We start from the raw sequence: 26679 nt of genomic DNA, 5'->3' as shown, positions 1-26679 counted from the left end.
GCCTTGGAGCCTACCGCGAACACATGGTGAAGGGCAGCACCTTCCTCCTTTCCGGCAGCGAGATCCCCTGATGTGCAACCTTTACTCGCTGACCAAGGGCCAAGCCGCGATCCTGGCCTTCACACGGGCGATGAAGGACCGCACGGGCAACCTGCCGCCCATGCCGGGCATCTTCCCCGACCAGAGCGCGCCGATCGTGCGCACGGTGGACGGCGAGCGGGAGCTGACGATGGCGCGCTGGGGCATGCCTTCACCTCAGTTCGCCCTGAAAGGCCGCGCGACCGATCCGGGCATCACGAACATTCGCAACACCAAGAGCCCACATTGGCGCCGCTGGCTCGGCCCAGCCCATCGCTGCCTCGTGCCCTTCACCTCGTTCTCGGAATACGACACCGACGAAGACGGCAAGAAGGTCCCGGTTTGGTTCGCGGGCAGCGAGGATCGGCCGCTGATGGCCTTTGCCGGTCTCTGGACGGAATGGACGAGCGTTCGCAAGAAGGCCGAGGGCGAGGTCACGGTAGAGGCGTTCGGCTTCCTGACGACGGAGGCGAACCGGACGGTCGGCGCGATCCACCCCAAGGCCATGCCCGTCATCCTGACCGAACCCGACGAGTTCGACCTTTGGCTGAGGGGAGACTGGAAAGAGGCGTCAATTCTTCAACGCCCGCTTCCCGACAGCAACCTTCGGATCGTCGCACGGGGTGAGAGAAGCGACGCTGAGGGGTAGATCCTGCGCCGCGGACGACTGCGACAGCGCTCTGACGAGATCGGATACCAGACTGAGAATGTTGGGCGGCAGCGTAGCCAGGTCGGCCACCGTCTGAGAGAGTTGAGGCGGTATCCGGTTTGCAAACGGGTCCTTGGCGTCGCCGCTGGTCGGCTCAGCAGCGCCTATCAGATCCATGAGGGAACAATCGAGCACTTTAGCGATGCGGATCGCCGTCGATACGCTGATGCGATTGCGGCCCGTCTCGTACTTCTGGACCTGTTGGTAGGTGACGCCGAGATGCCCCCCTAAGGTTTGCATACTCAGGCGCTTCTCCATTCGAAACGCCCGCACCCGCAAGCCGAGCGCCACATCGACCGGATCCAACTTCAAATCCACGAGAACTCTCCGTCGTCTGTTCGAACGATGTCTGCTTTGCAGCCGATATCGTGAACCCGCCATGCCCCTCGCCATGGCCCACGAGTGTGGCATGAGTTCAGTTTGTCGCGCTGCAAAACAGATAAGAGCCTACACTCAAAAAGGGATTATTAAGACCCCTAAACCACTATAAGTTGATTATTATAGGTTTCCCTGAGGTAGAGGACCCCCTATGTCTGCCAGTCGCAACGCCCTCCTGATCGAAGCTCTGGCCAAGCTGGGGGAGGTTGAGAAGACCCTGGCGGAGGCCGTTCAGGACGTGCGCACAGCGGTGCATCTCATTCGATACCAGTCTTCTGACGCCGAGATCCAAGGCGGCAACGAGGCGATGGCGACGGAGTGAAACCTTGCCGCTCCTAAGGAGCCGGGTCAGAGCCATTGGCTAGCCGCTTCCGCGCCAATCCAACCTCGGCCGGGTCCAAGCCAGCCGCGCCGGCGAACGCCATCAAGGTCGGCTCGTGCGCGAGAATGAAGTCGAGCAACCCGACGAAGAAGGCAGGCTTGGTCGCCTCCAGGCGAAGCTGCTCGATTGACAGACCCGACAGGTCGAGAAACCGGTTCAGGCGCTCGTTGTCACCGGCCAGAAAGGTCAGCGCATCGATGCCGATCGTCTCGGCGTCCTTACCCGATCCGATGGCTCGTGTTCCCCCGCGGATCATTTGTGCAGCTTCCGCCTGACATACCCTACCGAAACGCTGGGCATAAGCTTGACGTATCGTCTAACGAAGCATGCTACCTTCCATCGGCGCAAAAAAACTACGAGGAATAAGAATATTATGGGGCAAACTTGAAACTTTTTTGTGGCCGCTGCGTATCTCGCATGCGGGAGGTTCCGCATAGAGAGGGAAAAGTCGATGTCACCGGACAGCATTTCCGATAGCGCTAGAAAAGTGATTAATATGGAGGCTGGCCGTCGAGCTTTCCTTCGCACAGCAGGTCTCGCTACCGCTGGAGCCGCAGTTCTCGGCTTTACCGGTTTTCCATCCTCGGCCGAAGCCCAAACCATAACCGACGCGTCGGTCCTCAACTTCGCTCTGAACTTGGAGTACCTAGAAGCCGAATTCTATTTGCGTGCTGTTCGGGGGACCGGCCTCTCGGCCTCACAGGTGTCCGGAAAAGGAACGCTTGGTCCCGTACGTCAAGCGGTAGAAGGACAATCGGTCTCATTCGTAACGCCCGCCGTGAGGGAGTACGCGATGGAGATCGCCAATGACGAAGAGAAGCACGTCAATTTTCTTCGGTCCGCCCTTGGTTCGAACGCGGTTGCCCGTCCTCCGATCGATTTGGACTCCTCTTTTAGCGCCGCCGCTCTTGCTGCCGGTTTGATTCAGCCAGGCGGAACATTCAATCCTTTCACGAGCGAAGACAACTTCCTGCTGGCCGCATTCATCTTCGAGGACGTCGGTGTGACGGCCTACAAAGGCGCTGCGCGGTTCATTTCGAATAAGGACTATCTGGAAGCGGCAGCGGGTATCTTGGCAGTCGAAGCCTACCACGCCGGCATCATTCGCACTTTGCTGTTCCAACGTGGCTTCGTTGACGCAGCGAACCGTATCTCCAAAGCAAGAGACAACGTGGCGGGAACGGCGGTTGACCAAGGTATTACGGTCTCCGACCCGGCGAGCCCGATGGCGGGGCAAGCTAACCTAGTACCGACAGACGCCAACAGCGTCGCCTTCAGCCGCTCGCCGCAGCAGGTCCTCAACGTGGTATACCTTGGAAGTGCACCAAGTCCCGTCAGCTTCTTCCCCATCGGCGTGAACGGCGATATTCGCTAGAGATCTAAGCTTGGTCCGATGGTTCCAAGCATCCTACATCTTGAAAAGCAGGCACTTATACAGTGCCTGCTTTTCGTTGCCATTGGAACAAACAAGACAACAGCATCGTGAGCTCGGATCAAGGCTTGCTCGTCGACGGTGGACTGCCAAAGGTGAGACGGAATGGAGATTGGGCGGCGATCGCAGCCGCTGCCGTACCTGGTTGTGTTCCCTGAGGTGGGGCAGTTCCCGGCGCGCCACCCGGAGTTGAAGCGGACAGTGCCGAGGACGGCTCGATCGGAGTCGGGGGGGCAATCGGAGCGGCAGTAGCACTGACCGCAGGAGGGGCAGAAGTCCGCCCGGCCTTGAACATCTCAAGTACGACTTCATTCGAACCGTTTGTAAGGCGCACTAGGGAGGGTTGAATTTCTATGACCCGCCATGCGTCGACTAATTCACCTTCCGTTACCGAAACCAAGGTGCCGCCGGCCTTGCTCTGAATTATCGCCTGCCCCCCGGCATCCGATGTCAGCGTTCCCACCAGCCGGAGATGATCCGCTGTCGGGGTTGAGATTACCGGTGGTGGAGGAGGGCCAGCGTTGACGCTCGTTGTAGGCTGAGGTGGGCGTCGGCTTGGGCTAAACAAAGGGCGATCCAGGAATGCGCTCATCTTCGACGTCGCGATACCCGCCAAGGGATTGGCGATCCCGGGAGAGTTAGGGATCGGGGACGAGAGCGATAAGCCCTGTGCGAGCGCTGGCCCTGACCAGCACAGGGCTTGCAGGAGAAAGGCCCCCAGAGCCATTTTCACATGCGGGTTCATAGGACGAGCGCCTTCCACCTTGCCCGAACAACGGCGTCGATGCGAAGTCGCGGATCGCTGCCGAGGTCGTTCTCCTCCGATTGGAGACGTCGCACAGCGAGATCCGTGATCGTCATCAGCGGCAGTCCAGTCTCGACGGAATGAAGGAAATGCAGGAGATCCGCGTTGTCACCGTCCAACGTGACCCGGATCTCGATGGTATGATCGGCTTCGACATCCTGAACGATGCCCGAACTGCTTTCGACGACTTGGGCGGAAGCACTCTCAATCAACGCCACGAGGCGACGTTGAAGATCGGCTTCTGCCAGACTGCGGGACGGCGCGTTCACGAACACCGTTGAGGATGTGGCATTCGGTTCCCTCACCAGACTGCCCGCCAAACGATCCTCGTATCTCTCGAGTTGGAGACGGACCGCCTCCGAATGGGTCCAAAGATCAGCAATGCCAATGATATTGGCGCCGATCGCCGGAAGGAGCGCGAGCGGCAGAACGATGAAAACTATGATCGCCGTCCATCGTTGCCAAGAAGGGCCCAGTTCCTGAGTCATGGCTTCGAACCCTCGGGCACGGCAGCGCTCGCTTCTCGAACTGCGATGATGTCGAAGCGGTCGCCGCCATTCGCCTCGCGGATCACGGGAGACTCGAACCGCACATTCTTCAAACCCGCCTCGCCCTCCAGGATCGGCACGAGCGCGGGCGCGTTCGCCGAACGCCCCTTCAGATGCACGGCCGTTGGAGAAATATGGAATTCGGTTAGAAACGTGCCGTCAGGAATAGACCTTGCCAGCCGATCGATCAGGGCAAAATTCGCGCTATCCAGCGTCTTGCTCGCGAGAAGCACTCCAACGGACTGACCGGGATCCTCGCCCGCGAGACGCGACTGAACGATGCGCCTCTGGACGTCAAGGGCGCCGGACGCGACATCGAAGTCGTTCTGGGCCAATGCCTGCCAAGCTGTGGTGCCGATGAAGATTGCAAGCGACGTGGGGAACGCGATCAAGCAGAGACAACGCAGAAGTTGCCTACGACGAGTCGCTTTTCCAGAAACCGCGCCCTCCAGAAGGTCGACAGTCAACGGAGCGTTGATTGAGTCAGCGGCAGAGCCGATGGCGGTAGGGGAGCGACCCAACCGACTGAGTTTACGGAGCGCCAAGTTCACGATGTCTCGCGATGTCGCTGCAAAATCGATCTCGATCGGGTCGGTGGGCGATCGTCCCGGCCGAACCCTGTAACCGTAGACGACATCATCGACTTTCCAGGGCGTCAGACGCTCGAGGCGATGTTCGACAATGGCAGCCGCAAAGGGCCTACTTTCGGCAGGGAGAACGAACCGCTGCCGAACAATCATCGCGGGATCGATGCGCAATTCCACTATGTCGGCCGTGAGAAAGTCCTGCCGCCAAGACGCTGAACCGTGATCATCATCATCGCCCATTCGTGCGATCGTTTCCGGTACGCCTCGCGCAAGACGAAACAGTTCCAAGGTCGATCCCACCTCGCGCACGATCCAGCGTCGATCTCGCGAACGACCGGGAAGACGTTTCTCGATGATGCGTGCCGCGATGTCGGCGAGATCAGCGAAGCGTTGTACAGCGGACTTCGTTTCGTTCGACGAGTGGGACGCAACGTCAGGGCGCTGGAACAGCAGCTCGGATGAGGCGACCAGTCCTTCCTCCTGTCTCGGACGGGTTCGAGACGAGAACGGTGCCGTCTTGCCCAAAAGGAATCTCAACCTGTCGCCCTTATGACTTCCGCAAAAGAGGTCAGCCCGCTCGCGCATTTGTCGAGCCCGTCTTCGAGCATCATTCGCATCCCACCCCGACGCGCCGCTTCGAGAATGAGGCTGGCATCGCGCACGTCGCGGATCTGGTCGTGTAGGTCGGCGTCCGCTCGCATGACCTCGAATATACCGATACGTCCTCGATAGCCCGTCTGCCCACAAATGTCGCACCCAACGGGCGCGAAGTAGGTTTCGGCCACCTCGCAGCGCAATTGTCGTTCTTGTATGAGGTCACGTGCCGCCGCGGCCATGGACGTATCGGGACGCCGGCACCGATCGCAGAGCCGGCGCACGAGGCGTTGGCCCAAGATCCCCCTCAGGCTGGCCCCGATCAGATATCGTTCGACGCCCATGTCCATGAGCCGTACCACCGCGTCCACGGCAGAATTGGTGTGCAACGTCGTCAGAACGAGATGGCCAGTCAACGCCGCCTGGATGCCTATTCCCACCGTCTCGCGGTCGCGCATCTCGCCGACCATGATGATATCCGGGTCATGGCGCAAAAACGAGCGAAGGGCCGTGGCGAATGTGAGGCCGATCTGCGGCTTGATCTGCGTTTGATGCACGCCGGCCAGTTGGTACTCGATCGGATCCTCGACGGTGACGATCTTGCGTGAAGGATTGTTCAAAAGCGAGATCGCGGTCGCCAGCGTCGTCGTTTTTCCGCTGCCCGTCGGACCGGTGACGATGACGATACCGTGCGGTTCGGTGAGCAGCGTCTCGAAGGCCGACTGGTCGGCGGCGGACATCCCGATGCGTTTGAACTCAAGAAGGCGCGCATCCTTGATCAGGATTCGCAGGACTGCGGTCTCGCCGTGGTTCGTCGGCATGATGGCGACGCGAAGATCGGCCTCGACGGAGCCGACACGCAGGTTGGCTCGTCCATCCTGGGGAAGCCGCCGCTCCGCGATGTCGAGGCCCGAGAGGATCTTAATGCGCGAGAGGATGGCAGGCGCCATATTGGACGGCACCTTTTGGTCGCGCCGCAAGAAACCATCTACGCGATAGCGGACCGACAAATGATCTCGTTCCGTCTCGAGGTGGATGTCTGTGGCGCCCAACTCCACCGCTCGCTCGAGGATCCTGTCGATCAGCCGCACGACCGGCGCGCCGCGCGCCAGATCCTTCAGTTCATCGGCTGTTTCGTCGGCGGGGTGGGGATTTGCGTCAGGCATGGCAGAGGCCACCGGCGCCTCAGGATCACTCTGCTGCAACGCTCGCTCGAACAGAAGATCAATCTCTTCGAACGACAAAACCCCAATCTCTGCCGGACAACGAAGTGCCAAACGGACCGCGCGGATCGCGTCCTTGCGGCCAGGGTCGGCCAGGGCAATGAAGACGGCTTCCTCGCCGCGACGATAGGGAAACGCGTAGGCTTCCCGCAGAAATCGGCGCGACAAATTGAGGAAATGCGGCGCGTAACCTGCCACCTCGTCGAAGGTCAGACGTGGAAGCGCGTAATGCGCAGCAAGTGCCTCAGCGATCTCTTCGGCCGCCCGACCACCCGCGCGCCATAGCGCTTCCGGTTCGTCTCCGAAAGGACTGGTCCCAGCTTCATCAACGATGCTGGGCGCAGGATCGACTACGGTCTCAGCCTTGGGGGACGACGATGCACGACCGTTCCGGGCATTCGCGAAGAGTGAAGTCCAGCTCAGCGTTTGTCTCCTCGGGAAAAAACGGTCCGCCCTGGCCACATGCAGAATTTAAAGGAGAGGCTACCATGGAACCGATCGATTGGTCATGCTGCTCAAGCGCCACAGACAGACGGAGACGACGATGTCGGCTTCGTTGACCGTTTCCATCACGATCGCGAGAATGCTTACCGAAACTCGACCACCCGCGCGCACGAGGACCAATCGAGATCGAAGCCCCTGAGGCTATCTAGCATCTGCGATTGCGGGCCCCACCCTTCGGTCGAACGTTAACCTTTTCTTAAATTGCTGGGGGATCGCGAAGCCGAAGCCGATCGATTTTCGTATCTTATTAGTCCGCTTTGTTGCTGATTGGATATGGTGGAACGCTCGCTAAGCGCGCAGGAATGCAGTCAGGACAGCTTGGGGCAAGCTTTAAGAATGGTGTGTGTGTGAATCTTCGGCTGTTATCAGTCTTGTCTGCACTGCTCCTGACTGGCTGTCAGACGAGTGATCCAACAGGTCCTGAAACGGATTCTATTCTCACCGGAGCATTCGGCGATCTGCAAGCCCGCTCGGAAGGCAATAACCCTGGCTATGGTGATCTGACGGGGCGTCGGGCTCGAGGTTCTGTCGAGAATTTGACGCAAAACTACCGACCGGAACGCGGCCCACCCCCCCGTGGCTTGACGATGGCAACCCCTGTCACGAGCGAGGGAGGCGGCAGCTATACTCTCAATTTCGAGAACGCCGATATCAAGGATGTCGTACGCGCCGTTCTAAATGACGCACTCCATGTCAACTACGTCATCAGCGGAAACGTTGCTGGTCCCGTCACGTTGTCATCGGCCAGACCCGTCAATCGCACGGAACTTCTTTCGACGTTGGAAACCGCCTTGAGCTCTCTCGGCTTCAGCTTGACCCGCGAGGGCGGCTCCTATCGGATTTCCCCAACCGGCTCATCCGGTGCGATCGTTGACGTCGGAGCCCGTGCACGCTTGGGTTACGGTGTGTCGATCGTGCCTTTGAGGTTCGTCAAGGCGTCGACGATGCTGGAGCTTCTGTCCGGCTTCGTCGCCCAGGGCGAAAATTTGAAGATCGATGCTTCCAAGAACACTATTTTCATCCGTGGCAGTGGTGGCGAGCGCCAAGCTGCGATCAACGCGGTTCTGTCGTTCGACGACGATTGGATGGAGAACCAGTCGGTTTCGGTCTTCACGCTGCAGGAAGCCAAGCCCGAAGCCATCATTCCCGAATTGCAGCGAATCTTCGGTGCCAGCGGCGACGACGCCACCATTCAGTTCCGCTCGATCGACCGGCTTCGCAGCATTCTGGCGATCTCGCAGAACCCAAAGCTCATCAGCCGAGCAGGGACTTGGATTCGCCGTCTCGACCGCGAAAACCCCGGCGTTGGTGAAGGCGTTTTTGTATACAAGCCAAAACATCGTAGCGCCGAGGATCTGGCAAAAGTTCTCTCAAGCCTTTTCGGCGGCGGCGGGAGCGGGCGTTCTACGGTGCGCGGGGCGCGCCAACCCACGTTCGCCGGCGGGAGCGGGACTGCGGGAGACGCAGCGGCGGGCGGGTTCACTTCGGCTGAAGCAACGGGCAATTCGCGTGTTTCCTCTGCCTTCGAAGCTGCCAATGGGGTTGGCAACGAGTTCAGCGCGGGGTCCGCGCCAGGTGTAATCGATCTGACGAGCCAGCCGCAGGGAGGCGGCAGCGGCAGTATGGGCATTCGCATCAGTGCGGATCCGTCGAACAACTCCATCGTGACCTACGCTGACGCCGAGGTTTATCAGAAGGTGCTGGTCGCCTTGCGTCAGCTTGACTCGACGCCTCAGCAGGTGGCTGTCAACGTGACGATTGCGGAGGTTCAACTCACCGACGCGCTCAAATACGGCGTCCAGTATTACGTCAACAGTCACAACGTTGGATTCAACAATTCCAACAATCAGTCGATCAGCCTGAAGGACGTCGCGTCGAGCGTAGTCCAAAGCCAGATACCGGGTTTCAACTTCTTGCTTGGAACCAACTCCGATCCGGATGTTATTATTTCCGCGCTCAGCGTCATCAGCAATGTCGAGATCCTCTCGTCGCCGTCGCTCGTCGTGGTGGAAAATCAGACCGCCACACTTCAGGTCGGCGACCAAGTGCCTGTTACGACACGACAAGCGCAAAGCGTTGAAAACGGCCTGGCACCGTTGGTCAATCAGGTGGAGTTCAGAGACACCGGTATAATCCTCAACGTGACGCCGCGCATCGGGCAAAACGACGCCGTCACGATGAACGTTGAGCAGGAAATTTCGGCGGTGGTGAACGGCAGCAACACACTGACACCGACGATCTCCAAGCGCCGGGTCTCCAGCCAGATCGCCGTTCAAAATGGGCAAACCGTCCTACTGGCAGGTCTGATCTCGGCACAGACACGCAAGGGCAATTCCGGTATTCCGGGCACGCGCAAAATTCCAGTCTTGGGAAAGCTGCTCGGCCAGACTGACAATTCCGCCAATCGGACCGAGTTGATCATGCTGATCCGACCAACCGTAGTGCGATCCTCTCAGGATGCTGCATCCGTGGCCGCCGAGTTGAAATCGCAGATGTGGGGGATTGGCATGCGCTCATCACCCCTGAAATGATGCGGCGCCTGTTGCCGATCTGCCATCGGCGGGGAGCCGCACGGATGGCTGCCTGGTCTGCGATCGCCGGGCTGGTCGCGTTCGCCGCATGGGGATGGGCACCGTCGTCGTTCCCGCCTGCCTTTTCGCTTGCCATGATCGTTGTCTGGATTGGTTTTGAGGATCTGCGTCGCTTCACCATCCCAAACACCGCCCTGGTCGGCTTTGCTGCCTTGGCCATGCTCGACCTGATTATGCGGCCGATGTTCACGCTGGAGCCGGTTCTGTCTATTGGCCTCTTCACACTCGATGGACTCCTATGTGGCGGAAGCATCCTTCTCGTGCGGGAGGCCTACTTTCGCCGAAAAGGAGAGGACGGCGTTGGATTTGGCGACGTAAAGCTTGCTGCAGTCGGCGGCCTCCTTTGCGGCGTTACGGCGTTCGCCTATGCGCTTCTCGCCGCTAGCCTCGTCGGTCTCGCCGCCGCGCTTGCCGCGCGACACTTCAGATTGGGGGAATGGAACGTAAGAATCCCGTTTGGAGCATTCCTAGCGCCAGCACTCCTCGTGGCTTGGTTTCTGAAGGCCTACACATGAGAGCGAATGCCAACGAAAGGCACAGGCCAAAACGGGTTCGTTTCTAGATGGCCCGCTTTCGCTATAAAGCGTTGAACGTGTCCGGTCGGCTCTTGGAGGGCACGATGGATGCGGTTTCATCAAAGGACGTGCTGCGGGAGCTTGATAAGGCTGGTTTCACTCCGGTTTCTGCGCATCCCGTTGGAACAGGCGATAGCCGGTCCTGGAAAGAGCGACTGACGCCCGATCCCAAACCCGCCGAGATAACGGCCTTTACCCTCGACTTGGCGATGCTGTTGAAAGGCGGCGTCTCGCTCGACGAGGCGCTTGTCATTCTCACGCAGATGGAAACGCGGCGCTGGTTGGTAAAACTAGTCCGTTCACTCCACACCGAATTGTCGTCCGGTCAGAGCTTCTCGGCAGTCCTTGAAACCCATCCGACACTCTTTCCACCACTCTACGTCAAGATGGTCGAAGTCGCCGAGATGTCGGGCAGGCTCGAAGAAGCGCTAACGAGCATCGCTGCGGAGCGGCAACGCATCGAAAATCTGAGCAAGCGCTTAGTGTCAGCGATTGCCTATCCAGCCTTCTTGGGTATCGCGGCAGTGGGCGTTTTGTTTTTCGTTCTTCTTTACATCATTCCGCAATTCGAGGGTGCGATCCAGGGTTTCCGTGATCGGATCGATGGGTCGGCCTTGTTCGTATTCGAGCTTTCGGAGGGCCTTCGAGCGGTTTCCGGTTACATTCTACCGACGCTTATCGGACTTCTGGTCGTCGGTCTTCTTTCCAAGCGACTACTGGTGGGGCGGTCCCTGGGAATGGAGATTCTGTCGCGTCTTCCGTTCACGCGGCGTCTGGTCACCTATACGCTCACGCTAACTTTTTGTCGGACCCTGTCGATCCTGCTTGCTAATGGCGTCGATATCTCGACATCGCTCCGGCTCATTGGTGGTATCTCTCGCGTGCCCCGCTCGGCTGGGACGATCGACGCCATCTTGGCGGACGTTCGGCAGGGGACCCGTCTTTCGCAGGCGCTCTCGCAACGGCCTCTACTGCCCGCCCATGTGGTCCAGATGTTGCGCGTCGGCGAGGAGTCGGGCCGTCTTTCCGAGAGCGCGGCGCGTGTATCCTTGTTCTACGAAGCCAAGCTGGACGCGGCCCTCGCTCGCTTCACCGCCGTTCTAGGTCCTGTTCTCATGATGAGCGTCAGCGTGCTGATTGGCTGGTTGATCATCTCGATTATGACAGCGCTCATGAGCATTAACGATCTTCTAATATGAGACACTCCATGCGTTCCCAATCCTTCGCACGACGTCATGACCCGTCTAACGTTCCATCCAGGACGACGGACGCCCGCGATCGCACAGGCGGGTTCACTCTTGTCGAACTCCTTGTGGTTCTGGTCATCCTCGGATTGGTTATGGGTTTGGTGGGTCCTCGCGTCCTCAACTACCTAACCAGCTCGCGTGAGCGCGCCGCCAGTCTGCAGATTTCATCGTTCAAATCCGCACTCGATTTGTTCTTCCTCGACACGGGGCGCTATCCCAATGCCAGCGAAGGCTTGGCTGCGCTTGTGACGCGACCCTCCTCCGTCGAAAATTGGAATGGCCCATATCTCCAGCAGACTGGCGTACCCGCCGATCCCTGGGGCAATCCGTATCGCTACTTGTCCCCCGCGCAGAACGCGCCTTATCGCATCATCTCCAATGGCGCCGACGGTCAGGAGGGCGGCAGTGGTTCCGATGCCGACATTGAGAGCAACTGAACGGCAAATCACAGGGGCCAGGGCGCGCGACCGGAAGGCGGGTTTCGCGCTGGTCGAGTTGATGTTGGCGTTCGCCGTGATTGCCCTTATCGCGGCCTTGGTGCTTCCCTCGGCGCGTTTCGGCATGGGGGCCACCCTCCAGCGTTATGAGGCGCAGCGTATTGTCTCGTTGCTACGGGGGGACCGGAATGCCGCGATCCGCACCGGGCGCCCTGTCACGACACGCATCGATCTGGCCCGGGGACACTTGGTCGCCGGCGGATCGGACTCCGAAATCACGTTACCATCGGCTCTCGCCTTTTCCGCCCAGCCTGCTAGCCTCGGCGGCTTGGCGTTCACAACCGACGGACGCTCGAACGGAGGGCTGCTTTTTTTAGGGACGCGAGAGCGGGGCATTGCCGTACGCGTTGATCCACTGACTGCGTCCATCCAGATCGAAAGATTTTGACAAGTTGGTCCCGATCGATCGCCCGGCATCGTGTCGCTCGTCGCAGTTGAGGTGCAAGGCGGGTTTCACCCTGATCGAAGTGCTCGTGGCCTTCGTCGTGCTTGCTCTTCTCATGCTCGTTCTCCAGCGCGGTGCGGTTGGCAACGTGGAGGCCGGACTGCGCGCGCGGGACCGAATCGAGGCGACGCGCGTCGCTCAGACCTTGCTGACGAGCCCTACCTTGGCTCGGACCGGTCGACCGGCATCTGGCCGCATGAACGCGCGTGACTGGACCGTTCGGTTCGAACCCATTCCTCTAGCCGCCGGCAGCGTCGGGCGGACTGGCACAAACTTCTTTCGGCCAATGCAGATGATTGTTTCGGTCAGCATGTCGTACGGCATGGGGGCACCGCTTGTCGCTGAGCAGGTCCAGTCGGTGCGCCTCGCAGCTGAGCCGAACCGATGAGGCGACGCGATCATTGGTCTAGGCGGAAATCGGCCGAAGCCGGCTTTCTTCTCGCCGAAGCGCTCGTGACGATGGCGATCAGTGCATTTCTCCTCTTCGCCCTTGTATCGCTGGTGCATCTGGTGACGCGTGCGGACGCCCGTGCCGTCGATCTGTCGCGTCGGACCGAGGCTGAAACCCGAGCACTCGATGCCGTCGGTCGAGACGTTCAACCTGCGCTCCGGCTGCGTTGGGGAGGAGCGGGAACGGCTTTCGTTTTTGCGGGCACTGCGGACTTTCTTCAGTTCGCTGTGCGCGATCCCGACAGCGGTGATATTCGGATGGTGACGTTAAAATCTGAGGGACAGGGCGGTCTCATCAGAACCAGCGCACTCTTTCCGCCCTATGCACGCGGTCCGCAGGACTTGGTGGTCAACGAGCAGCGCGTGATCGACACAGGATCGTCCGAACTGCGTTTCGCCTACTTTCAAATGGTGGGACGTGACCAAGAAGTCCTGACCGACAGTTGGACGAAACCGCTAGAAATGCCATCTGCCTTGCGGATCTCTCTTATCGACCCGTTCACTCAGGCAATCCAGTCCGCCGTCCGGATTCCCTTTATGATAGACGCCGAGACAGGGTGCGCATCACCCCGACGCGGCCTCTGTTCCTATGTTGAGACTGGTGAGGCAGATGTCCTCGACTCGAACGATCTTCCACCGGAAGCGGTCGAGCCCAACGACCCGTTGGGGTGGATGCGCTATGCCCGTTGAATGCCGGCCTGGGCTTGCCGCAGCAGGCGATAATGGTTTCGTTCTCCTATCGGTGCTTTCGGTCACGGCGCTGCTCGCCTTGATTCTGGGCGGGGCGATGCTGCTATCGAGAGCTACAATCGACACGTCTCGCCTGACCGACAGCACACTGCGAAAGAACGCCCTGCTTCAGTCCGGTCTCGAACTCGCGGGACATCAACTTTTCGTCCTCCGTACGGATCCGGCCGCACTCGGCGCTCAACAGTTGCGCTTGGACAGCGGTACCGTGACTATCTCGGTTTCCTCGGAAGCGGGCAGGGTTGATCTGAACAGCGCGGATGAGTTGCTCCTAGCAGCTGCGGCGCGGGCAGCGAACCTTACAGACTTGACGCCAGCCGAATTCGCGGCTCGTGTAATTGATTGGAGGGACAGCGACGACGACGCCCGTGCCGATGGTGCGGAAGCCGAAGCCTACCGTGCGGCAGGCTCAACCTATACGCCGCCCAACAGCCCCTTCCGCTCGGTGGGCGACCTCCGCTACCTCCTCGGCATCACGGCTGCCGATGTCTCGTCGCTCAGCGCGTATGTGACGATTTCCAACCCCGCAGGTAAGATAGATCCGATGTACGCTCCCACAGCGCTGCTCGAAGCGCTTCCCGGCGTTTCGCCATCAGCGCTTGCCGCTCTCGCCGACGCTAGGAATCGTTCCGGGCTAGACCGCCTGTTTCATATGCGAGCGATTTTTCGCGGGCTGGAGGCTCATGTCGTGCTGGGAGAAATGCTTCGAGCGTTCGCTGTGCACCTCGAAGTCCGGCTCGATGGCATAGTAGCAACGGGCATGGTCGACGCGGTCCTGATCGCTCCGGTGCTTTCCGATCGTCCGTTTCAAGTGACACAGTGGGTGCAGCATTGATCGAGCCCGGCTAGCCGGCGCGCGTGGAGTAATGGGCTCCATTTCTATTTTTTGTTGGCGAACCAATCTCAATTTGAATTTTTTGCAAAATTCAATCGACGGCAGATAAAAGCGCCATCATCCTTGGTGGGGCGGAGCGATCTTTTCGTCACTCGCACGGTCGAGTTTATAAGGACGCTATATGAATTCCGTGGTTTTGAACCTCGTTGCTGTTCGACCGGAAACCGTGCTGCAGCGCACGGATCAATCTGTCATATACGACGTCGCGTACGAGGATCTGGATCTAGCTTTCGAGCCCTTTCCCGAAGACATACCCTTCGGACTCTATCGTTTGAGCATCGAAATTAACGCGGCGGAGTCTATTAAACTAAGCGCGCAACTCCGGGTTGAGTCCAACGGTCTTCAGGAGCCGTATCGTGTTATCGTCGAAAAACGCGAAGGGTACGTGGATTTCTTCTTCGTTCTGATGGGCAACGAGCATCGTCCTGTACTGACGATCGCTGTCGATGGCCCAAGTCGCTTGTCGATAGGCGTCGCTCACCTCTCCCGCGTTTCGACGACGCGCTGGAGAAGCCGGCGCATCCTGCAGTGGTTCAAGACCCGCACAACGCGACCTCAGATCCTTTGGGAGGACACGCGATCTCTTGTTGACGATGTTCGACACGGAGGCTTGAGAGAGATTCATCGACGTTACGCCGAAACGGTTAACCCTTCGATTTGGTCCGAGCGGAAGCGTTTCGATCAGCGTTTGAGTCGTATCGTTCGCGCGACCTCCGTAACCAACCGAGATTTTCTTGCACGCCTTCCCCTGAACGTTTCATCAAATGCTTCGTCCCTGTCGATCGTGATTCCGGTGTACCGGACGCCGCGCAAGTGGCTCGAAGAACTCGTCACGAGTCTGAGACACCAAACTAACCTCGACTTCGATGTGATATTCGTTCTCGACGGTCCGCAACCGGACCTCAAGGCGGACCTTAAGCGGATGCTCCAGGGAGGTGTTGGGTATCAGATACTCACCCTTCCCGAAAATCGAGGAGTCGCTGCCGCGACCAATGCTGGGATCCGGGCGACGTCGGGCGAGTTCGTCTTAGTCGTAGATCATGACGATGTCCTCGAGCGTCACCTTGTCGAGGCGTTCCATCGAGCTAGCTGTGCGATTTCAGCTGATATATACTTCGCCGATGAAGTGATCGCCGACGAAAACATGCAGGAGATGCGATCTGTAGCGTCCCGTGGTACCTTTGACATCCGCTACTATCTTTCGCATCCCTACATCGTCCATCCCATATTTGTCAGACGTGCGATAGCAGAGCAGGCCGGTCTCTTCGACGAAGCGCTGCGAGTGTCCCATGATGTTGACTTTTTCTTGCGTTGCGTTGCCCGGGCCGATCGCATCGTTCAGATTCCCCTTGTGCTATATTTTTGGCGAACACATGAGGCCAGTTTGGGTCACAAGGCCATCGACTCCGTCTACGAAAACACCAGCGCAGCCGTAAGATCTTACATTAGAGATCAGACAAAATGGCCCTCTTTCGAGGTGCGGGCTGGCGTCAACTTCAATGAACTCGAAATCAGGCCGCCAATACCAGAAGATATTCGCGTCGCTATTGTCATTCCAACTAAGAATGGACTTTCCGTTCTTCGGCAATGCCTATCTTCCATTCAAGATAGAGTTCCCTTCAACCGTGTCCGCGCTGATGTATTCGTAATTGATCATGAAAGCGACGATCCGCAGACATTGTCATATCTTAGATCGGAACAAGAGAGTGGACGCATTTCCGTTGTTCCATATGTCGGTAAATGGAATTACTCATCAATTAATAACACAGCCATTGCCACCCAGGTATCAAGCCGAGGCTACACCCATATTGTATTAATGAACAATGACATCGAACTGGTCACGAATGACTGGCTGGACCGAATGTCGGCAGAATTTTCTTGGGGAGACGTCGGCGTCGTTGGATGCTGTCTGCTCTACCCGAAGAGCACCATCCAGCACGCCGGTGTAGTGATTGGTTTGGGAGGTCCCGCCGATCATATTCATCGCTTCGCGCCTTATTCCCAGTACTTAAATGGGCCGCGAGCTCCAGGACCTATGAGTTCCTTTGTAGCGACTCGCGACTACAGCGCTGTTACAGCAGCGTTAATGATGGTCTCTTTGAAAGAATTTGAAGCTGTTGGCGGCCTTGACGAGAAGCTCGCTATTGGATTCAACGATACTGATTTATGCCTTCGAATTGGTGCGAGAGGGTTTCATTCAACTTATCTCGGTGGCGTGGTTGCGATTCATCATGAATCAGTGACAAGAAAATCGACGGGAGGGGTCGAGCATCCTGAAGACTCGGCTTTCTTCCTCAAACGTTACGACGCTCTAATCAAAGAAGGTGACCCATATTATGGGTCGGCTCTGGATTGGACCAGAACTACATATCAATATTCCGAAATAGTGCACAAAAACTTTGGTTTGAGATCCGTCCGTCGGCGGTCGTCCGGGGGGACTTTTGCAATTGATTGATGCAGAAATCTGTCTGTGTTCGGCGTGTCGCGTCACGCATCTGACTGAGAAGCGATATAGACAGGATCCCCGAGAGCAGGTGGTTCGCGAGAAGTAGGGGCTTTGGTCTCAAAGCTCTCTCGCGCCGGCTCCGTCGCATAGTATGCATCCGATGAAGGCCGCAGCCCTTGCATATTTTGCATGGTAAGCTTGCGAGCATGGAGATCGACGAGGAGAAGCCCGGCAGAACCGGAACGCGGGTCTCGCGCACAGCATGGACGCGGCGCCAGTCGAGGCCTTCGAGAAGTGCCGAGAGCTGAGCGGCCGTCAGGTGCAGGACCCCATCCTGCGCCATCGGCCAGCGGAACTCTCTGTCCTCCAGGCGCTTGGCGACGAGGACGACGCCCGTGCCGTCCCAGAACACCAGCTTGATCCGGTCGGCCCGCTTGGCGCGGAACACGTAGACCGCCCCCGAGAAGGGATCGGCGCCCATCGTCTCGCGCACCAGGGCCGCCAGCCCTTCGGCGCCCTTGCGGAAGTCCACCGGCTTGGTCGCCACCATCACCCGGACCGCGCCTGATGGGCCGATCACGACGAGCCCTTCAGCGCCTGTATCACCGCCGCGATGGTCTTGGCGTTCGTGCCCGATCCTACCCGCACCGCGACACCGTTGATCTCCAGCTCGATCCCGGCGACTGGCTGGCGTGCCAACCGTCGGCGCCGCTTCGGCTTGACTAATACAGTCTCTGGGGCCGGAGGCTCCACTTCTACGACCTCCGGGACGAAGGCCGGCACGAGTGGTGCGGCTTCCTGCTCGATCCGCGCCTCCCGGCGCCACCCGAAGACCTGCTGCGGGCGAAGACCATAGCGGCGGGCCACCTCCGACACGATGGCGCCCGGCGCCAGCGTCTCTTCCAGAATTCGCGCCTTCTCCTCGACCGACCACTGTCGGCGGCCGCCAGCCTCGTTGATGATCTCCATCCGGCGCACCGGGCGCGAAGGGTCAAGCCTACGGTCAAATCCAGACACAAAACGATCTTCACCTTGGATCGTCAGACTCCTCGCTCAGGAGAGGAAAAGGAAGGTGCGGCCAGCACACCGCTTACACTTGTTCGACCGTCCTTTGACAGAAACGAAGGTTCTCGAACGGCTGGCGCGTGAGGCAAGACATACGAGCGCATAAATAGCGCAGCAGTTGTAGGACACTGACCATCTATCACGGTTCCTAGCGCCGTTGTTCGGAGTGTCGAACACACTTAGAGCAGAAACAATGCAATCGGTGCAGCGCCGGGTCATTCTGGAGCTTTTACGAGGTCGGCAACCACTATCAAACAGCGTCGATCTCGAACGCCATTCGGATGGCCCTCGACACGGCGATGGGCAGCATCGTCATATGGGTTTCACCCGAATAGATTTCGCAGCAGACGCGGGTGCGGGGTAGCGTCGAAAGACGCGCGGCCATCTCCCTCGTGAGCTCGAGCGTGCGGGCTGTGCGTGCATTGGAAAGGCGCTTCTCAGTGTCTTCGCGACCATACTGAAACGGCGCGAGGGCGTCTCCCTCATACTCGCCCACCGAGAGATGGATTACGATGTCCTTCTCTCGATGCTCGGTAGCGAAGCGCCGTTCGCTGTCGAGTAGCCCTGCGCCTTCCCAGTAGATGGTTGGGCTGGCTGCGACATAGCGTGAGAATGCTTCGCACCCCGAAAACAGAGCATGCAAGGCGAAGAGGCCTCCGAACGAATGACCGAACAAGGTGCGCCGTGCCGGATCGATCCGCGCAAGGCCGTCGAGAAAAGGTAGCGCCTCCCCCTCGATGAAGTCGAGAAAGCGTTGCGAGCCTCCTGTCAGCACCTGCGGCCCACCCTCGAAGAATGGCGGATAGGATTGCCCTGGCGGTGGCGAGAGATCGAAGGAGCGACGCAGCGGATCATATGCGTCGTCCGTCGGGTAGCCGATCGCTGCGATAACACCCGGCCCGACATTGGTACCCATAGGGTAGCTCGATTGGACGCGAAGGGCATCCACCGCCGTCGCCATCATCGCGTTGCCATCGGTGATGACGAGGAGGGGCCATCCCCCAGCCGGCGCTTCCCCAGGTGGGACGTGCACGAAGACCCTCCATGGTTCAGCCTCCGACGATCCAAGGTCGAAGAACTGCGTCTGCGGGACGGAAAAGGACCGGCCCTCGGATTGAGTGGCAAGTGAGGTCACGCAGCTGTGACCAATCTGCCGCAATGCCTACACCTTGGCATCGATTGGCCAGGTCCACTATGAACGAGATATAATACCAAGTTATTGTTCCATAACAGTTTTTTCAAAGAACGACCTGCAAAAAGGCTCAAAGGCGCTATTCGAAAATATTGACTCTTTAAGTCATGTTTCCCTACGCAGGCAACCAGCCGATCACAAGTCGCATGCCTTGAGGATTCACCATGTTCGCTGCTCGCAATGCACCCCGCGCGCTCGCCGCCGCCCTTCTGGGATGCACTTGTCTCACGTCGTTTGGCACGACGATGGCGCGCGCGCAGGATACGATCGAACTCGACACCGTCACTGTCGAGGGCAGCGCCGGTTCAGCCACACCGGGAGAAGGAGAAGGCAGCGGACTGGAAACCGACGGGTACGTTGCCAAGGCGGCGGCTGTTGGAACCAAGACCGATACGCCGCTCAATAAGGTGCCGCAGTCCATCTCGGTGGTCTCCCGACAGCAGCTGGAGGACCGCAACGTCCAAAGCCTTTCGGAAGCCTTGACCTATACGCCAGGCGTGCGGGTCGGCGCCTTTGGTTTCGATCCACGTTTCGACAGCTTTTACATCCGGGGCTTCGACGTGGTCTACAACGGCGTTTATCGCGATGGCCTGCGCGAGCTCACCGGCAACTTCTCGATCTTCAAGACCGAGCCCTACGGCTTGCAAGGCATCAGCGTCCTCAAGGGTCCAAGCTCGGTTCTGTACGGTGGGGGCTCGCCCGGCGGCATCGTCAACCTGACGTCCAAGCGCCCGACCGATACGCCGTTCCGTGAGATCGAAACCCAGATCGGCAACAACAGCCGCTACCAGGCGCAGTTCGACGCATCCGGCCCGTTGGCGGGCAACGATAACGTCCTCTATCGCATCACAGGCCTAGCGCGCGGCGCGGAGACCGATCTTTCCAGTGTTCCCGACGACCGCACGTTCATCGCCCCGGCTCTGACGTTGCGCTCCGACGACCGGAACACGCATCTGACCATCCTCGGCGAGTATGCCGACATCACGACTGGCGGCAACGCGACCTACTTCAACCAAAATGGCCGCCCGACGGACCTCGAGTCCGGCGACCCTGCCTTCGGCGACTTCGACCAACGGCAAGGCCGGGTTGGCTACGAGTTCGAGCATCGGTTCAACGACACGTTGACCGTCCGCCAAAACCTACGCTACGCGCATATCGATGCGGACGTGAAGTATACCTCGATCGGCACTCTCTCGGCGGACGGATTGACCGCTAGCCGGTCTACGGGACGCATCGTGGACAATCTCGACTCGATCGCTGTGGACAATCAAGCGCAGATGCACTTCGACACGGGACCGGTCGTCCATACGCTGCTCGGCGGGCTCGACTACAACCATGTCGATGTGGACGATAAGATCGGGCTGGGCAGCGCGCCAGACCTCGATCTCGTGACGCGAAACTACGGCGCGCAGGCGATCGCCTCCCCCGCTCTCGACTTCGTCGCGACGACGACACGGCAGAACCAGACAGGCGTCTACCTCCAAGATCAGCTCCAATACAACCGCCTCGTCCTGACGCTGGGCGGCCGGTACGACTGGCTGAGCCAGCAGGCATTCAACCAGCTCAGCGTCAGCACCAGCGAACAAGACGACGAAAAATTCTCCGGCCGCGCAGGTCTGAGCTATCTCTTCGACAACGGCATCTCGCCTTATGTCAGCTACTCGACCTCGTTCTCGCCCGTGATCGGCAACAGCTTCAGCGGCGCCTCCTTCAACCCGTCGCAGGGCAGGCAGGAGGAGATCGGCGTAAAATACGCGCCGACCGACATCAACTTGGTCGTCAATGCCGCGCTCTTCCGCATTCGTCAGACCAACGTTCTGGCGAGCGATCCCAATAACCCGAACTTCCAGATCCAGCGCGGGGAAGTGGAGTCCAAGGGCGTCGAGTTGGAGGCGACAACGAGCCTCATGGCAGGTTTGAGCCTGACTGCCGCTTACACTTATCTCGACCTCGAGATCACGGCGGGCGACAATGAGGGACGCGTCCCGTCCGGCATTCCCGCTCATCAGTTCTCGCTCTGGAGCGACTACACCGTCCAGAGCGGACAGGCCGCGGGGCTGGGTTTCGGGGCTGGCGTTCGCTATCTCGGCCAAAGCTGGGGCGACGACACCAACACGTTCCGCAACGACCCGCGCGTCCTTATCGATGCGTCCCTGTCGTACGACTTCGGCAAAGCCAATCCGAAGCTCGAGGGCGTCAGCGCCCAAATCAACGCCAAGAACCTCTTCGACAAGCGCGCCGACAGTTGTCAGGCTGGCTATTGCTACCGCGACGAAGGCCGCAACGTGATCGGATCGTTGCGATATAGGTTCTGATCAAATGGGAGGAGAGGATATCTTGAACGGTGCCCAGCGCCGGCTCAGGGCATGATCCTCAGACCATGCGGACTAGCGAACTGTGGTTTCTCGAAGGTGATTTCCTCGAAGCGAGACGATCCGCAAACCGCCCAGAACCCACAGTCTGCCTCCTACTCTGTCCTTGCCCGTGCGCCCACCACCACTGATAGGGGACGGCCCATGATCACCTCGCAGCGTTTCGGTTTGCCCGTTGTGCACAAGCTGCCGGAGCCGGAGCCAAGCGGGCGGCTTTGTTGTTCCAACTCCTGGTGCGCTACTGCGTCCTGAGTAGCCTTACATAAACGCCTCGACATCAGTTGAGTTCAAATCGTTGGCGTTCTTCCAAACCTGAAACACCTGCAGCAAAAGGTGTTTTAAGTGAGCGTGCGCAAACGAAAACGCCCTTGCCGGGGGAGGACCGGCAAGGGCGTCAGCTTAGGGCCAAGGGTGGGAGGAACCTCTTGGCCGGGTCGCCGCAGGCCGGGGGAGGACCGGCCGGGACGAAAGCATGAAACTGTTAGCGCACCGACTGGCGGGCGAGAGCCGGGATCTCGGAGCGCGAGATGCCGAGGTCGGAAAGTTCGCGCTGCGACAAGCGGTTCAGCTCGGTGGCCGTGCTGCGATACTGGCGCCAAGCGTTGAAGGAGCGAGCGAGGTTCATGGTGGGCTTCCTTGTTTTCCGGCCTCTCATCGGTGGTGGCCGGCGCGTTCGTGTTCTTTCGATGCCCAGAACCTACGCCTCGCCCACGCCCGGCAGTAGCGCAAAGACCGAAGGGCAGCCCTGCGTCGCTTCGCTATCGGCCACCTGCACGGGGGACATACGGCAGACGCATGGGTGACCACTGAAGCGAATTGATAAGCTAACGGAACCATGTGAAACCGTCTGGATCAGCACCGGTTGGATCCTGAATGAGCAAGCTCAAACTGCCTCGTCAGATCGCGGCGCTTCCAGTCCGCGTTGGAGAGTTTGGCACGGTTGAGATCTGCCTCGTCACCTCCCGTGAAACTGGGCGATGGATCATCCCGAAAGGTGGTCTCATGGTTGGAATAAGCGACCTGGAAGCTGCCAAAATCGAGGCGAAAGAGGAGGCGGGCCTGCTCGGAAAGGTTTGGGACAAGCCCCTCGGTCGCTACCACTTCTGGCGTCGCGGTGAAGGCAAATTCACTTACACCGAGGTCGCCGTCTTTTTGATGCGTGTGAAGCGTCAAAAGAAGCGGTGGAAGGAAATGGAAGAACGTCAAACTTCCTGGCTATCTCTCTTGGATGCAGCGGACCATGTTCAAGAACCAGAGTTGAGCACGCTGATGGTGCGGTTGCCGAACAACGAAAAGGCTTGCACCTTCATCGGTCGTGGCTTGGACCTGCGTTTCTAGAGTTGTCAGAGACTTTCGGTTTTCCGCAAGGCAGTGGCGAGGCAGGGTGCACGCGACAATCTCGCTTCGCCATATCACGCCGCATACATGTTGGTATGCTGACTATGCGAACGTTGCGTCCTCATCGATCATAGAAGCTACTTGCTGGTGATGTTCGCGCCACGTCGCGGGCGCGAAAAGTAATGGCTCTCAAACTCGATGGTCGGCCACCTCTGACCTTACGAGGGGTACGTCTGCCGCGCTCAGGCGGCTGAACTGGTCTGGCGGGATTGGAAGCGCCAGTCGCGCGGGGTACAGTTGAAGACGCGGCGGAACGCGCGACTGAAAATGCACACTTTGTCGAAGCCGACCGACAAGGCGATTTCGCCGATCAACCTCTCGTCCTGCGGATCGGCCAAGGCCGTTGCGGCCATTTGCAGCCTGATGCGTGTGATGTAGGCTGAGATGCCGTCCTCGTCCGAAAAGGCGCGATAGAGCGTCGCGCGCGACACGCGCGCCAAGGATGCAATCCGCGCGACATTGAGATCGGCCTCGCGATAGCGCTGATGAATAATCCAGCGGACTTCGGTGCGCAGACGCGAAAGATGGGCTTCCTCGCTGAGTGAGACCGCACCCGTCGAGTTCAGAAGTGCCAGAAAACTGCCCGTCAGCCCTTCCCCCGCCTTGGCGGCCAACTCGTCGGCCGTGCTAGGCAATTGCCTGAGATATCTAGCGACCTGCTGCACAAGAGGCACGGCGTCCTTTCCCGTCATCACGAGCCCGTGCAGGCCATCGATGCGAGGGACAAGACGCTGAATATCCTTTCGGTTGAATACCAGATTGATGAAGCGGGCATTGGTGGAGGAATGGATAGAGGGTGCACCGGAGTCTTTGAACATGACAGCGCCCGGGCCGCCTTTGTAGCTGCCTACCGACGTCTCACCATGGAAGCGGCCAGATAGATAGACGCTGATCATGACACCATTGAACCCATCGGAACGGATCAACCGCGCCGTCCGTCCATAAGTCTGGCCGGTCATGCGGGTGTCGTTCATGACTAGGCCGCCGAGTTGGTAGGACTGAGTATGGGAATAGAACTCGCCGGACGGCTTATCGGTGTGAAACATCCTAGCGGCCGAGGGCCATGGACGCACGCGCCAAGCTTCGTAACGCTCGGCTGGGAGAATACCCTGGGTGGTGAACTCCTGCATTCGCATGAAATCGCTACGGCCTCATATGTCACACTGCCACGAGGCGACCCGTGCACACCTGCAATCATTTAGCTAAGCATACAACTTAACATCGCGATCAGGGGACATGCTCAAGCCCCTCAAGACAACCGTTCCGGTGGTAGCCGCATCTAGGGGAGGCGTTATGACTAAGTGCCGGTAGTGCTTCAACCCCTCATAGGTGGCTGCGTCGATATCGCAGCTGGGCGCACCCCGGAGCGGCGCCTGGATGTGACACCTCAAACGTCTCCATCCGATCGTCAACGCGCTTTGTGACACCTCCATTGAGGCGACCACCCTGTTGAGACAATCCAACAGCTTTTCCATCATCGTCCGACTTGCCTTCGTCATCGAACGTATCACATGGTGATACCATGTTGAGGGCGTGGCGTGATCTGATCGTATCGAGGCAAGCATACGGAGGCGGTCGCTTCGGGAGAGGCAGCAAAGGGGTTTCCGGGCGATCTCATCAAGGCTTCCCAGCGCAAGGTTGCCATGCTGAACGCTGCCGCTGCCGCTGCTCTGGAGGATCTGCGCGCCCCGCCGGGCAACCGATTGGAAGCGCTCCATGGAGACCGCGCGGGCCAGCATTCCATACGGATCAACGGTCAGTGGCGCATCTGCTTCCGCTGGACGGATGCCGGACCTGAAGACGTGGAAATCGTGGATTATCATTGAGGATCGCTATGCTCGCGAACATGCTGCCGCCGATCCATCCCGGCGAAATTCTGCGGGAGGAGTTCCTGATCCCGCTCGATCTGACGCCTTATGCTCTCGCCAAGGCGATCGACGTTCCACGCACGCGGATCGAACGTCTGGCGCGTGAGGAAACCCCTGTCACGACAGACACCGCCCTCAGGCTTGCTCGCTATTTCGGAACGTCCGCCGAGTTCTGGATGAGCCTCCAGGCGACGTTCGAGCTTCGAACGGAAGGCGAGGCAAAGCGCGAAGCGCTGCTGAAGATCCAGCCGCGCCAAAACGTGGCGGCTTGAGCCGGTGGTCCATCTCCGGTGGAGAACATCCTACGCCATCTTGGCCGGGATCTGACGAGCCTAGAAATCGCCTTGGCTAGGCATGCTCGTTTGGCATGGCGACCGCGTCTGGCAGCATTCCATTCGCCATTAGGTAGCAGTTGCCACCAGATGGAACTCACTGATCGATGTTACGAAACAATGGGTCTCAAGCGAGAGGGGAAGCGGGAGCCTTTTGACCAGTTGCCGTGTCGTGATATGGGAATTTGATGGTCGCGATCTCTAAAATGAGCAGTATCGAGGACGCCGACGTTCCCCAAGCTTGGCGCTCGCTGATCGTGAACGCTTGGACGCCCTATGGACGCCGCTCTTCGACGCTGGCGACGGTCTATGCTGTGATCGTTGGCGAAATCGGTAGCGATCACGACCGTTTCATCGTTCGCAAGCTCCTCGAGGGAGCCGATCCCTCCCTTCTTTTCTCGGCGATCAGGCGGTCGGCTATGGGCTATCGGTCCCTTGCCGGGGTCGCGGACAATGTGGGCGCGCGAAGCGGCGACAACATCGCCACGATCCGGGATAGGGCCAGCCGACATGGAAACCGAAATGTCAGAAAGATGGCCGGCACTTCTTCCTGACGCCGAGGCCATTCTCGACCATTACCGGGTGAAGGAGAACGCGACGCTCCGCGTCGGCGGCGGAACATCGCTGACGTTCTTCGTCGACCATCGCCTGTCCTTCGACCTCGACCTCTTCGTCGGCGATCCGGCACCCCGCGCCGGGCATCTGCACAGGTTGATGGCGAGCGGGCTGCCGCGCAGCCTGACCAGCGACGTCCAGTATCCCGGCAACTTCGTGAAGCTCGTGTGGGACGACATCGGCGAGATCGACCTGCTCGCCGCCGCGCCGCTGACCCCGCATCCGGGCATCCCTGTGCGCGTCCAAGGAGTCGATCTCTGCCTGGAGCATCCGGAAGAGGTCGTGACCAAGAAACTGGTCTACCGGGCAACCAGTCCCGCCGCCGTGAAGGGTCGGGACATCTACGACATCCATGCGTGCCTCGGTGCCGGCCTTGTCCGACCGTCCAACCTGGCGGGCGTCGTCGGCGCCGAGCGGTTCGATGCCGTTCTCGAGGCTTTGGAGTACGACACCGACCGGATCATGGAAGAGGTCCGGGAACTCTCGCAGCGGAGGTTCGCTCCCAGTCCCGACGACCTCCGGCGCAGCATGCTCGAGCTGGCTTCGGCATCACCGGCCATGGATTTCGTCGAGTATGGCGCACCCCTGAACTTCCAGCACCTCAAAGCCCGGATTGGGCTTCGGATCGAGGCCGGCATCGATACCAAGCGTTGCCCTTGATGGTTGGAGGTCGCCAGCCGTCGCTGGACCCAATCGCGGCGAAA

The 26679-nt window shown here is 59.3% G+C and carries 26 protein-coding genes and 2 pseudogenes; 18 read left to right on the top strand and 10 right to left on the bottom strand.

Features of this window, described 5'->3' with window-relative positions; genetic code table 11:
- The first annotated feature begins 70 nt into the window (after positions 1 to 70).
- Positions 71 to 727 carry an SOS response-associated peptidase gene (locus AUL32_RS23425; RefSeq protein ID WP_062120742.1) on the top strand — a complete coding sequence of 219 codons (657 nt, stop codon included), beginning with the start codon at positions 71 to 73 and terminating at the stop codon, positions 725 to 727.
- Here the strand turns inward: AUL32_RS23425 and AUL32_RS23420 are convergent.
- Entirely contained in the window at positions 650 to 1105 is a 456-nt protein-coding gene (locus AUL32_RS23420; RefSeq protein WP_062120739.1) for a helix-turn-helix domain-containing protein, read from the bottom strand. The two genes, AUL32_RS23425 and AUL32_RS23420, sit on opposite strands and share 78 nt — an antisense overlap.
- A 211-nt stretch (positions 1106 to 1316) precedes the next feature.
- On the opposite strand from AUL32_RS23420, the gene AUL32_RS25425 reads away from it, so the two are divergent.
- Entirely contained in the window at positions 1317 to 1487 is a 171-nt protein-coding gene (locus AUL32_RS25425; RefSeq protein WP_156421599.1) for a hypothetical protein, read from the top strand.
- Between the two features lie 13 nt (positions 1488 to 1500).
- Here AUL32_RS25425 and AUL32_RS23415 read toward each other — a convergent pair whose 3' ends face one another.
- Positions 1501 to 1803 (bottom strand): DUF3572 domain-containing protein, encoded by a 303-nt coding sequence (locus AUL32_RS23415; RefSeq protein WP_062120736.1) that lies wholly within the window; start codon positions 1801 to 1803, stop codon positions 1501 to 1503.
- A gap of 195 nt (positions 1804 to 1998) precedes the next feature.
- Here AUL32_RS23415 and AUL32_RS23410 point away from each other — a divergent pair, with 195 nt between their 5' ends.
- Entirely contained in the window at positions 1999 to 2922 is a 924-nt protein-coding gene (locus tag AUL32_RS23410) for a ferritin-like domain-containing protein (RefSeq protein ID WP_062120733.1), read from the top strand.
- Positions 2923 to 3720: 798 nt separating this feature from the next.
- Here the strand turns inward: AUL32_RS23410 and gspM are convergent.
- Genes gspM through AUL32_RS23395 form a run of 3 tightly spaced genes read right to left on the bottom strand, consistent with a single transcriptional unit; the run spans position 3721 to position 7198 of the window.
- Positions 3721 to 4272 (bottom strand): type II secretion system protein GspM, encoded by a 552-nt coding sequence (gspM, locus tag AUL32_RS23405; RefSeq protein WP_062120730.1) that lies wholly within the window; start codon positions 4270 to 4272, stop codon positions 3721 to 3723.
- Entirely contained in the window at positions 4269 to 5444 is a 1176-nt protein-coding gene (locus AUL32_RS23400; RefSeq protein WP_192847515.1) for a PilN domain-containing protein, read from the bottom strand. Before AUL32_RS23400 ends, gspM begins: the two co-directional genes overlap by 4 nt.
- 8 nt (positions 5445 to 5452) lie before the next feature.
- The gene (locus AUL32_RS23395) at positions 5453 to 7198 is read right to left on the bottom strand and encodes a GspE/PulE family protein (RefSeq protein ID WP_244498028.1); all 1746 of its coding nucleotides are present in this window, start codon (positions 7196 to 7198) and stop codon (positions 5453 to 5455) included.
- 629 nt (positions 7199 to 7827) lie between these two features.
- On the opposite strand from AUL32_RS23395, the gene gspD reads away from it, so the two are divergent.
- From gspD to AUL32_RS24790, 9 genes are all read left to right on the top strand, one after another.
- Positions 7828 to 9771 carry a type II secretion system secretin GspD gene (gspD, locus tag AUL32_RS23390; RefSeq protein ID WP_062120725.1) on the top strand — a complete coding sequence of 648 codons (1944 nt, stop codon included), beginning with the start codon at positions 7828 to 7830 and terminating at the stop codon, positions 9769 to 9771.
- A 44-nt stretch (positions 9772 to 9815) separates the two neighbouring features.
- Positions 9816 to 10346, top strand: a complete 531-nt coding sequence (locus tag AUL32_RS23385; RefSeq protein ID WP_062120722.1) for a prepilin peptidase — start codon at positions 9816 to 9818, stop codon at positions 10344 to 10346.
- A gap of 47 nt (positions 10347 to 10393) precedes the next feature.
- Complete coding sequence (locus AUL32_RS23380; RefSeq protein ID WP_062120717.1) at positions 10394 to 11605, top strand: type II secretion system F family protein; 1212 nt, start codon at positions 10394 to 10396, stop codon at positions 11603 to 11605.
- A gap of 8 nt (positions 11606 to 11613) precedes the next feature.
- Positions 11614 to 12090: a type II secretion system major pseudopilin GspG gene (gene gspG / locus AUL32_RS23375; protein WP_062120715.1), complete on the top strand. Its 477-nt coding sequence runs from the start codon at positions 11614 to 11616 to the stop codon at positions 12088 to 12090.
- A complete protein-coding gene (locus AUL32_RS23370; RefSeq protein ID WP_062120712.1) occupies positions 12068 to 12538 on the top strand; it encodes a pilus assembly FimT family protein in 471 nt (156 codons plus the stop codon). Before gspG ends, AUL32_RS23370 begins: the two co-directional genes overlap by 23 nt.
- 4 nt (positions 12539 to 12542) lie before the next feature.
- On the top strand, positions 12543 to 12983 hold the full coding sequence (locus AUL32_RS23365; protein ID WP_062120709.1) for a prepilin-type N-terminal cleavage/methylation domain-containing protein: 441 nt from the start codon (positions 12543 to 12545) through the stop codon (positions 12981 to 12983).
- Between the two features lie 71 nt (positions 12984 to 13054).
- Entirely contained in the window at positions 13055 to 13735 is a 681-nt protein-coding gene (locus AUL32_RS25420) for a hypothetical protein (protein ID WP_062120706.1), read from the top strand.
- Positions 13725 to 14627, top strand: coding sequence for a general secretion pathway protein GspK (locus AUL32_RS23355; protein WP_192847513.1), 903 nt, complete (start codon positions 13725 to 13727; stop codon positions 14625 to 14627). The genes AUL32_RS25420 and AUL32_RS23355 overlap by 11 nt, the downstream gene beginning before the upstream one ends.
- 181 nt (positions 14628 to 14808) lie before the next feature.
- The gene (locus AUL32_RS24790; RefSeq protein ID WP_082660072.1) at positions 14809 to 17142 is read left to right on the top strand and encodes a glycosyltransferase family 2 protein; all 2334 of its coding nucleotides are present in this window, start codon (positions 14809 to 14811) and stop codon (positions 17140 to 17142) included.
- Positions 17143 to 17398: 256 nt separating this feature from the next.
- Here AUL32_RS24790 and tnpB read toward each other — a convergent pair.
- From tnpB to AUL32_RS23335, 3 genes and pseudogenes are all read right to left on the bottom strand, one after another.
- A pseudogene (gene tnpB, locus AUL32_RS26150) lies at positions 17399 to 17713 on the bottom strand (IS66 family insertion sequence element accessory protein TnpB); the annotation flags it as partial.
- The gene (gene tnpA, locus AUL32_RS23340) at positions 17710 to 18102 is read right to left on the bottom strand and encodes an IS66-like element accessory protein TnpA (protein WP_062120697.1); all 393 of its coding nucleotides are present in this window, start codon (positions 18100 to 18102) and stop codon (positions 17710 to 17712) included. The gene tnpA and the pseudogene tnpB, both read right to left, overlap by 4 nt.
- A gap of 346 nt (positions 18103 to 18448) precedes the next feature.
- The gene (locus tag AUL32_RS23335; protein ID WP_306302822.1) at positions 18449 to 19231 is read right to left on the bottom strand and encodes an alpha/beta hydrolase; all 783 of its coding nucleotides are present in this window, start codon (positions 19229 to 19231) and stop codon (positions 18449 to 18451) included.
- Positions 19232 to 19554: 323 nt separating this feature from the next.
- Here AUL32_RS23335 and AUL32_RS23330 point away from each other — a divergent pair, with 323 nt between their 5' ends.
- Positions 19555 to 21705, top strand: coding sequence for a TonB-dependent siderophore receptor (locus AUL32_RS23330; RefSeq protein ID WP_082660070.1), 2151 nt, complete (start codon positions 19555 to 19557; stop codon positions 21703 to 21705).
- 538 nt (positions 21706 to 22243) lie between these two features.
- Here the strand turns inward: AUL32_RS23330 and AUL32_RS24785 are convergent.
- Entirely contained in the window at positions 22244 to 22387 is a 144-nt protein-coding gene (locus AUL32_RS24785) for a DUF1127 domain-containing protein (RefSeq protein ID WP_082660068.1), read from the bottom strand.
- Between the two features lie 248 nt (positions 22388 to 22635).
- On the opposite strand from AUL32_RS24785, the gene AUL32_RS23325 reads away from it, so the two are divergent.
- Entirely contained in the window at positions 22636 to 23100 is a 465-nt protein-coding gene (locus AUL32_RS23325) for an NUDIX hydrolase (protein WP_082660066.1), read from the top strand.
- 242 nt (positions 23101 to 23342) lie between these two features.
- Here AUL32_RS23325 and AUL32_RS23320 read toward each other — a convergent pair whose 3' ends face one another.
- Positions 23343 to 24134, bottom strand: a complete 792-nt coding sequence (locus AUL32_RS23320) for an AraC family transcriptional regulator (RefSeq protein ID WP_244498027.1) — start codon at positions 24132 to 24134, stop codon at positions 23343 to 23345.
- A gap of 573 nt (positions 24135 to 24707) precedes the next feature.
- Here AUL32_RS23320 and AUL32_RS24775 point away from each other — a divergent pair.
- The 4 genes and pseudogenes from AUL32_RS24775 to AUL32_RS23300 form a co-directional block, all read left to right on the top strand.
- Positions 24708 to 24986 (top strand): annotated as a pseudogene (locus AUL32_RS24775) (type II toxin-antitoxin system RelE/ParE family toxin); the annotation flags it as partial.
- 20 nt (positions 24987 to 25006) lie between these two features.
- Positions 25007 to 25300 (top strand): HigA family addiction module antitoxin, encoded by a 294-nt coding sequence (locus AUL32_RS23310; protein ID WP_244498026.1) that lies wholly within the window; start codon positions 25007 to 25009, stop codon positions 25298 to 25300.
- 248 nt (positions 25301 to 25548) lie between these two features.
- Positions 25549 to 25914: a hypothetical protein gene (locus AUL32_RS25725; protein ID WP_210177814.1), complete on the top strand. Its 366-nt coding sequence runs from the start codon at positions 25549 to 25551 to the stop codon at positions 25912 to 25914.
- A complete protein-coding gene (locus AUL32_RS23300) occupies positions 25871 to 26635 on the top strand; it encodes a nucleotidyl transferase AbiEii/AbiGii toxin family protein (RefSeq protein ID WP_192847511.1) in 765 nt (254 codons plus the stop codon). The genes AUL32_RS25725 and AUL32_RS23300 overlap by 44 nt, the downstream gene beginning before the upstream one ends.
- The last annotated feature ends 44 nt before the right edge of the window (positions 26636 to 26679 follow it).

Origin of the sequence: Aureimonas sp. AU40, assembly GCF_001463785.1 — a bacterium.
In the GTDB taxonomy this organism is placed as follows: Bacteria; Pseudomonadota; Alphaproteobacteria; order Rhizobiales; family Rhizobiaceae; genus Aureimonas.
Note: the sequence above shows the minus strand (reverse complement) of the source record. Positions and strands in the feature narration are given on the sequence as shown.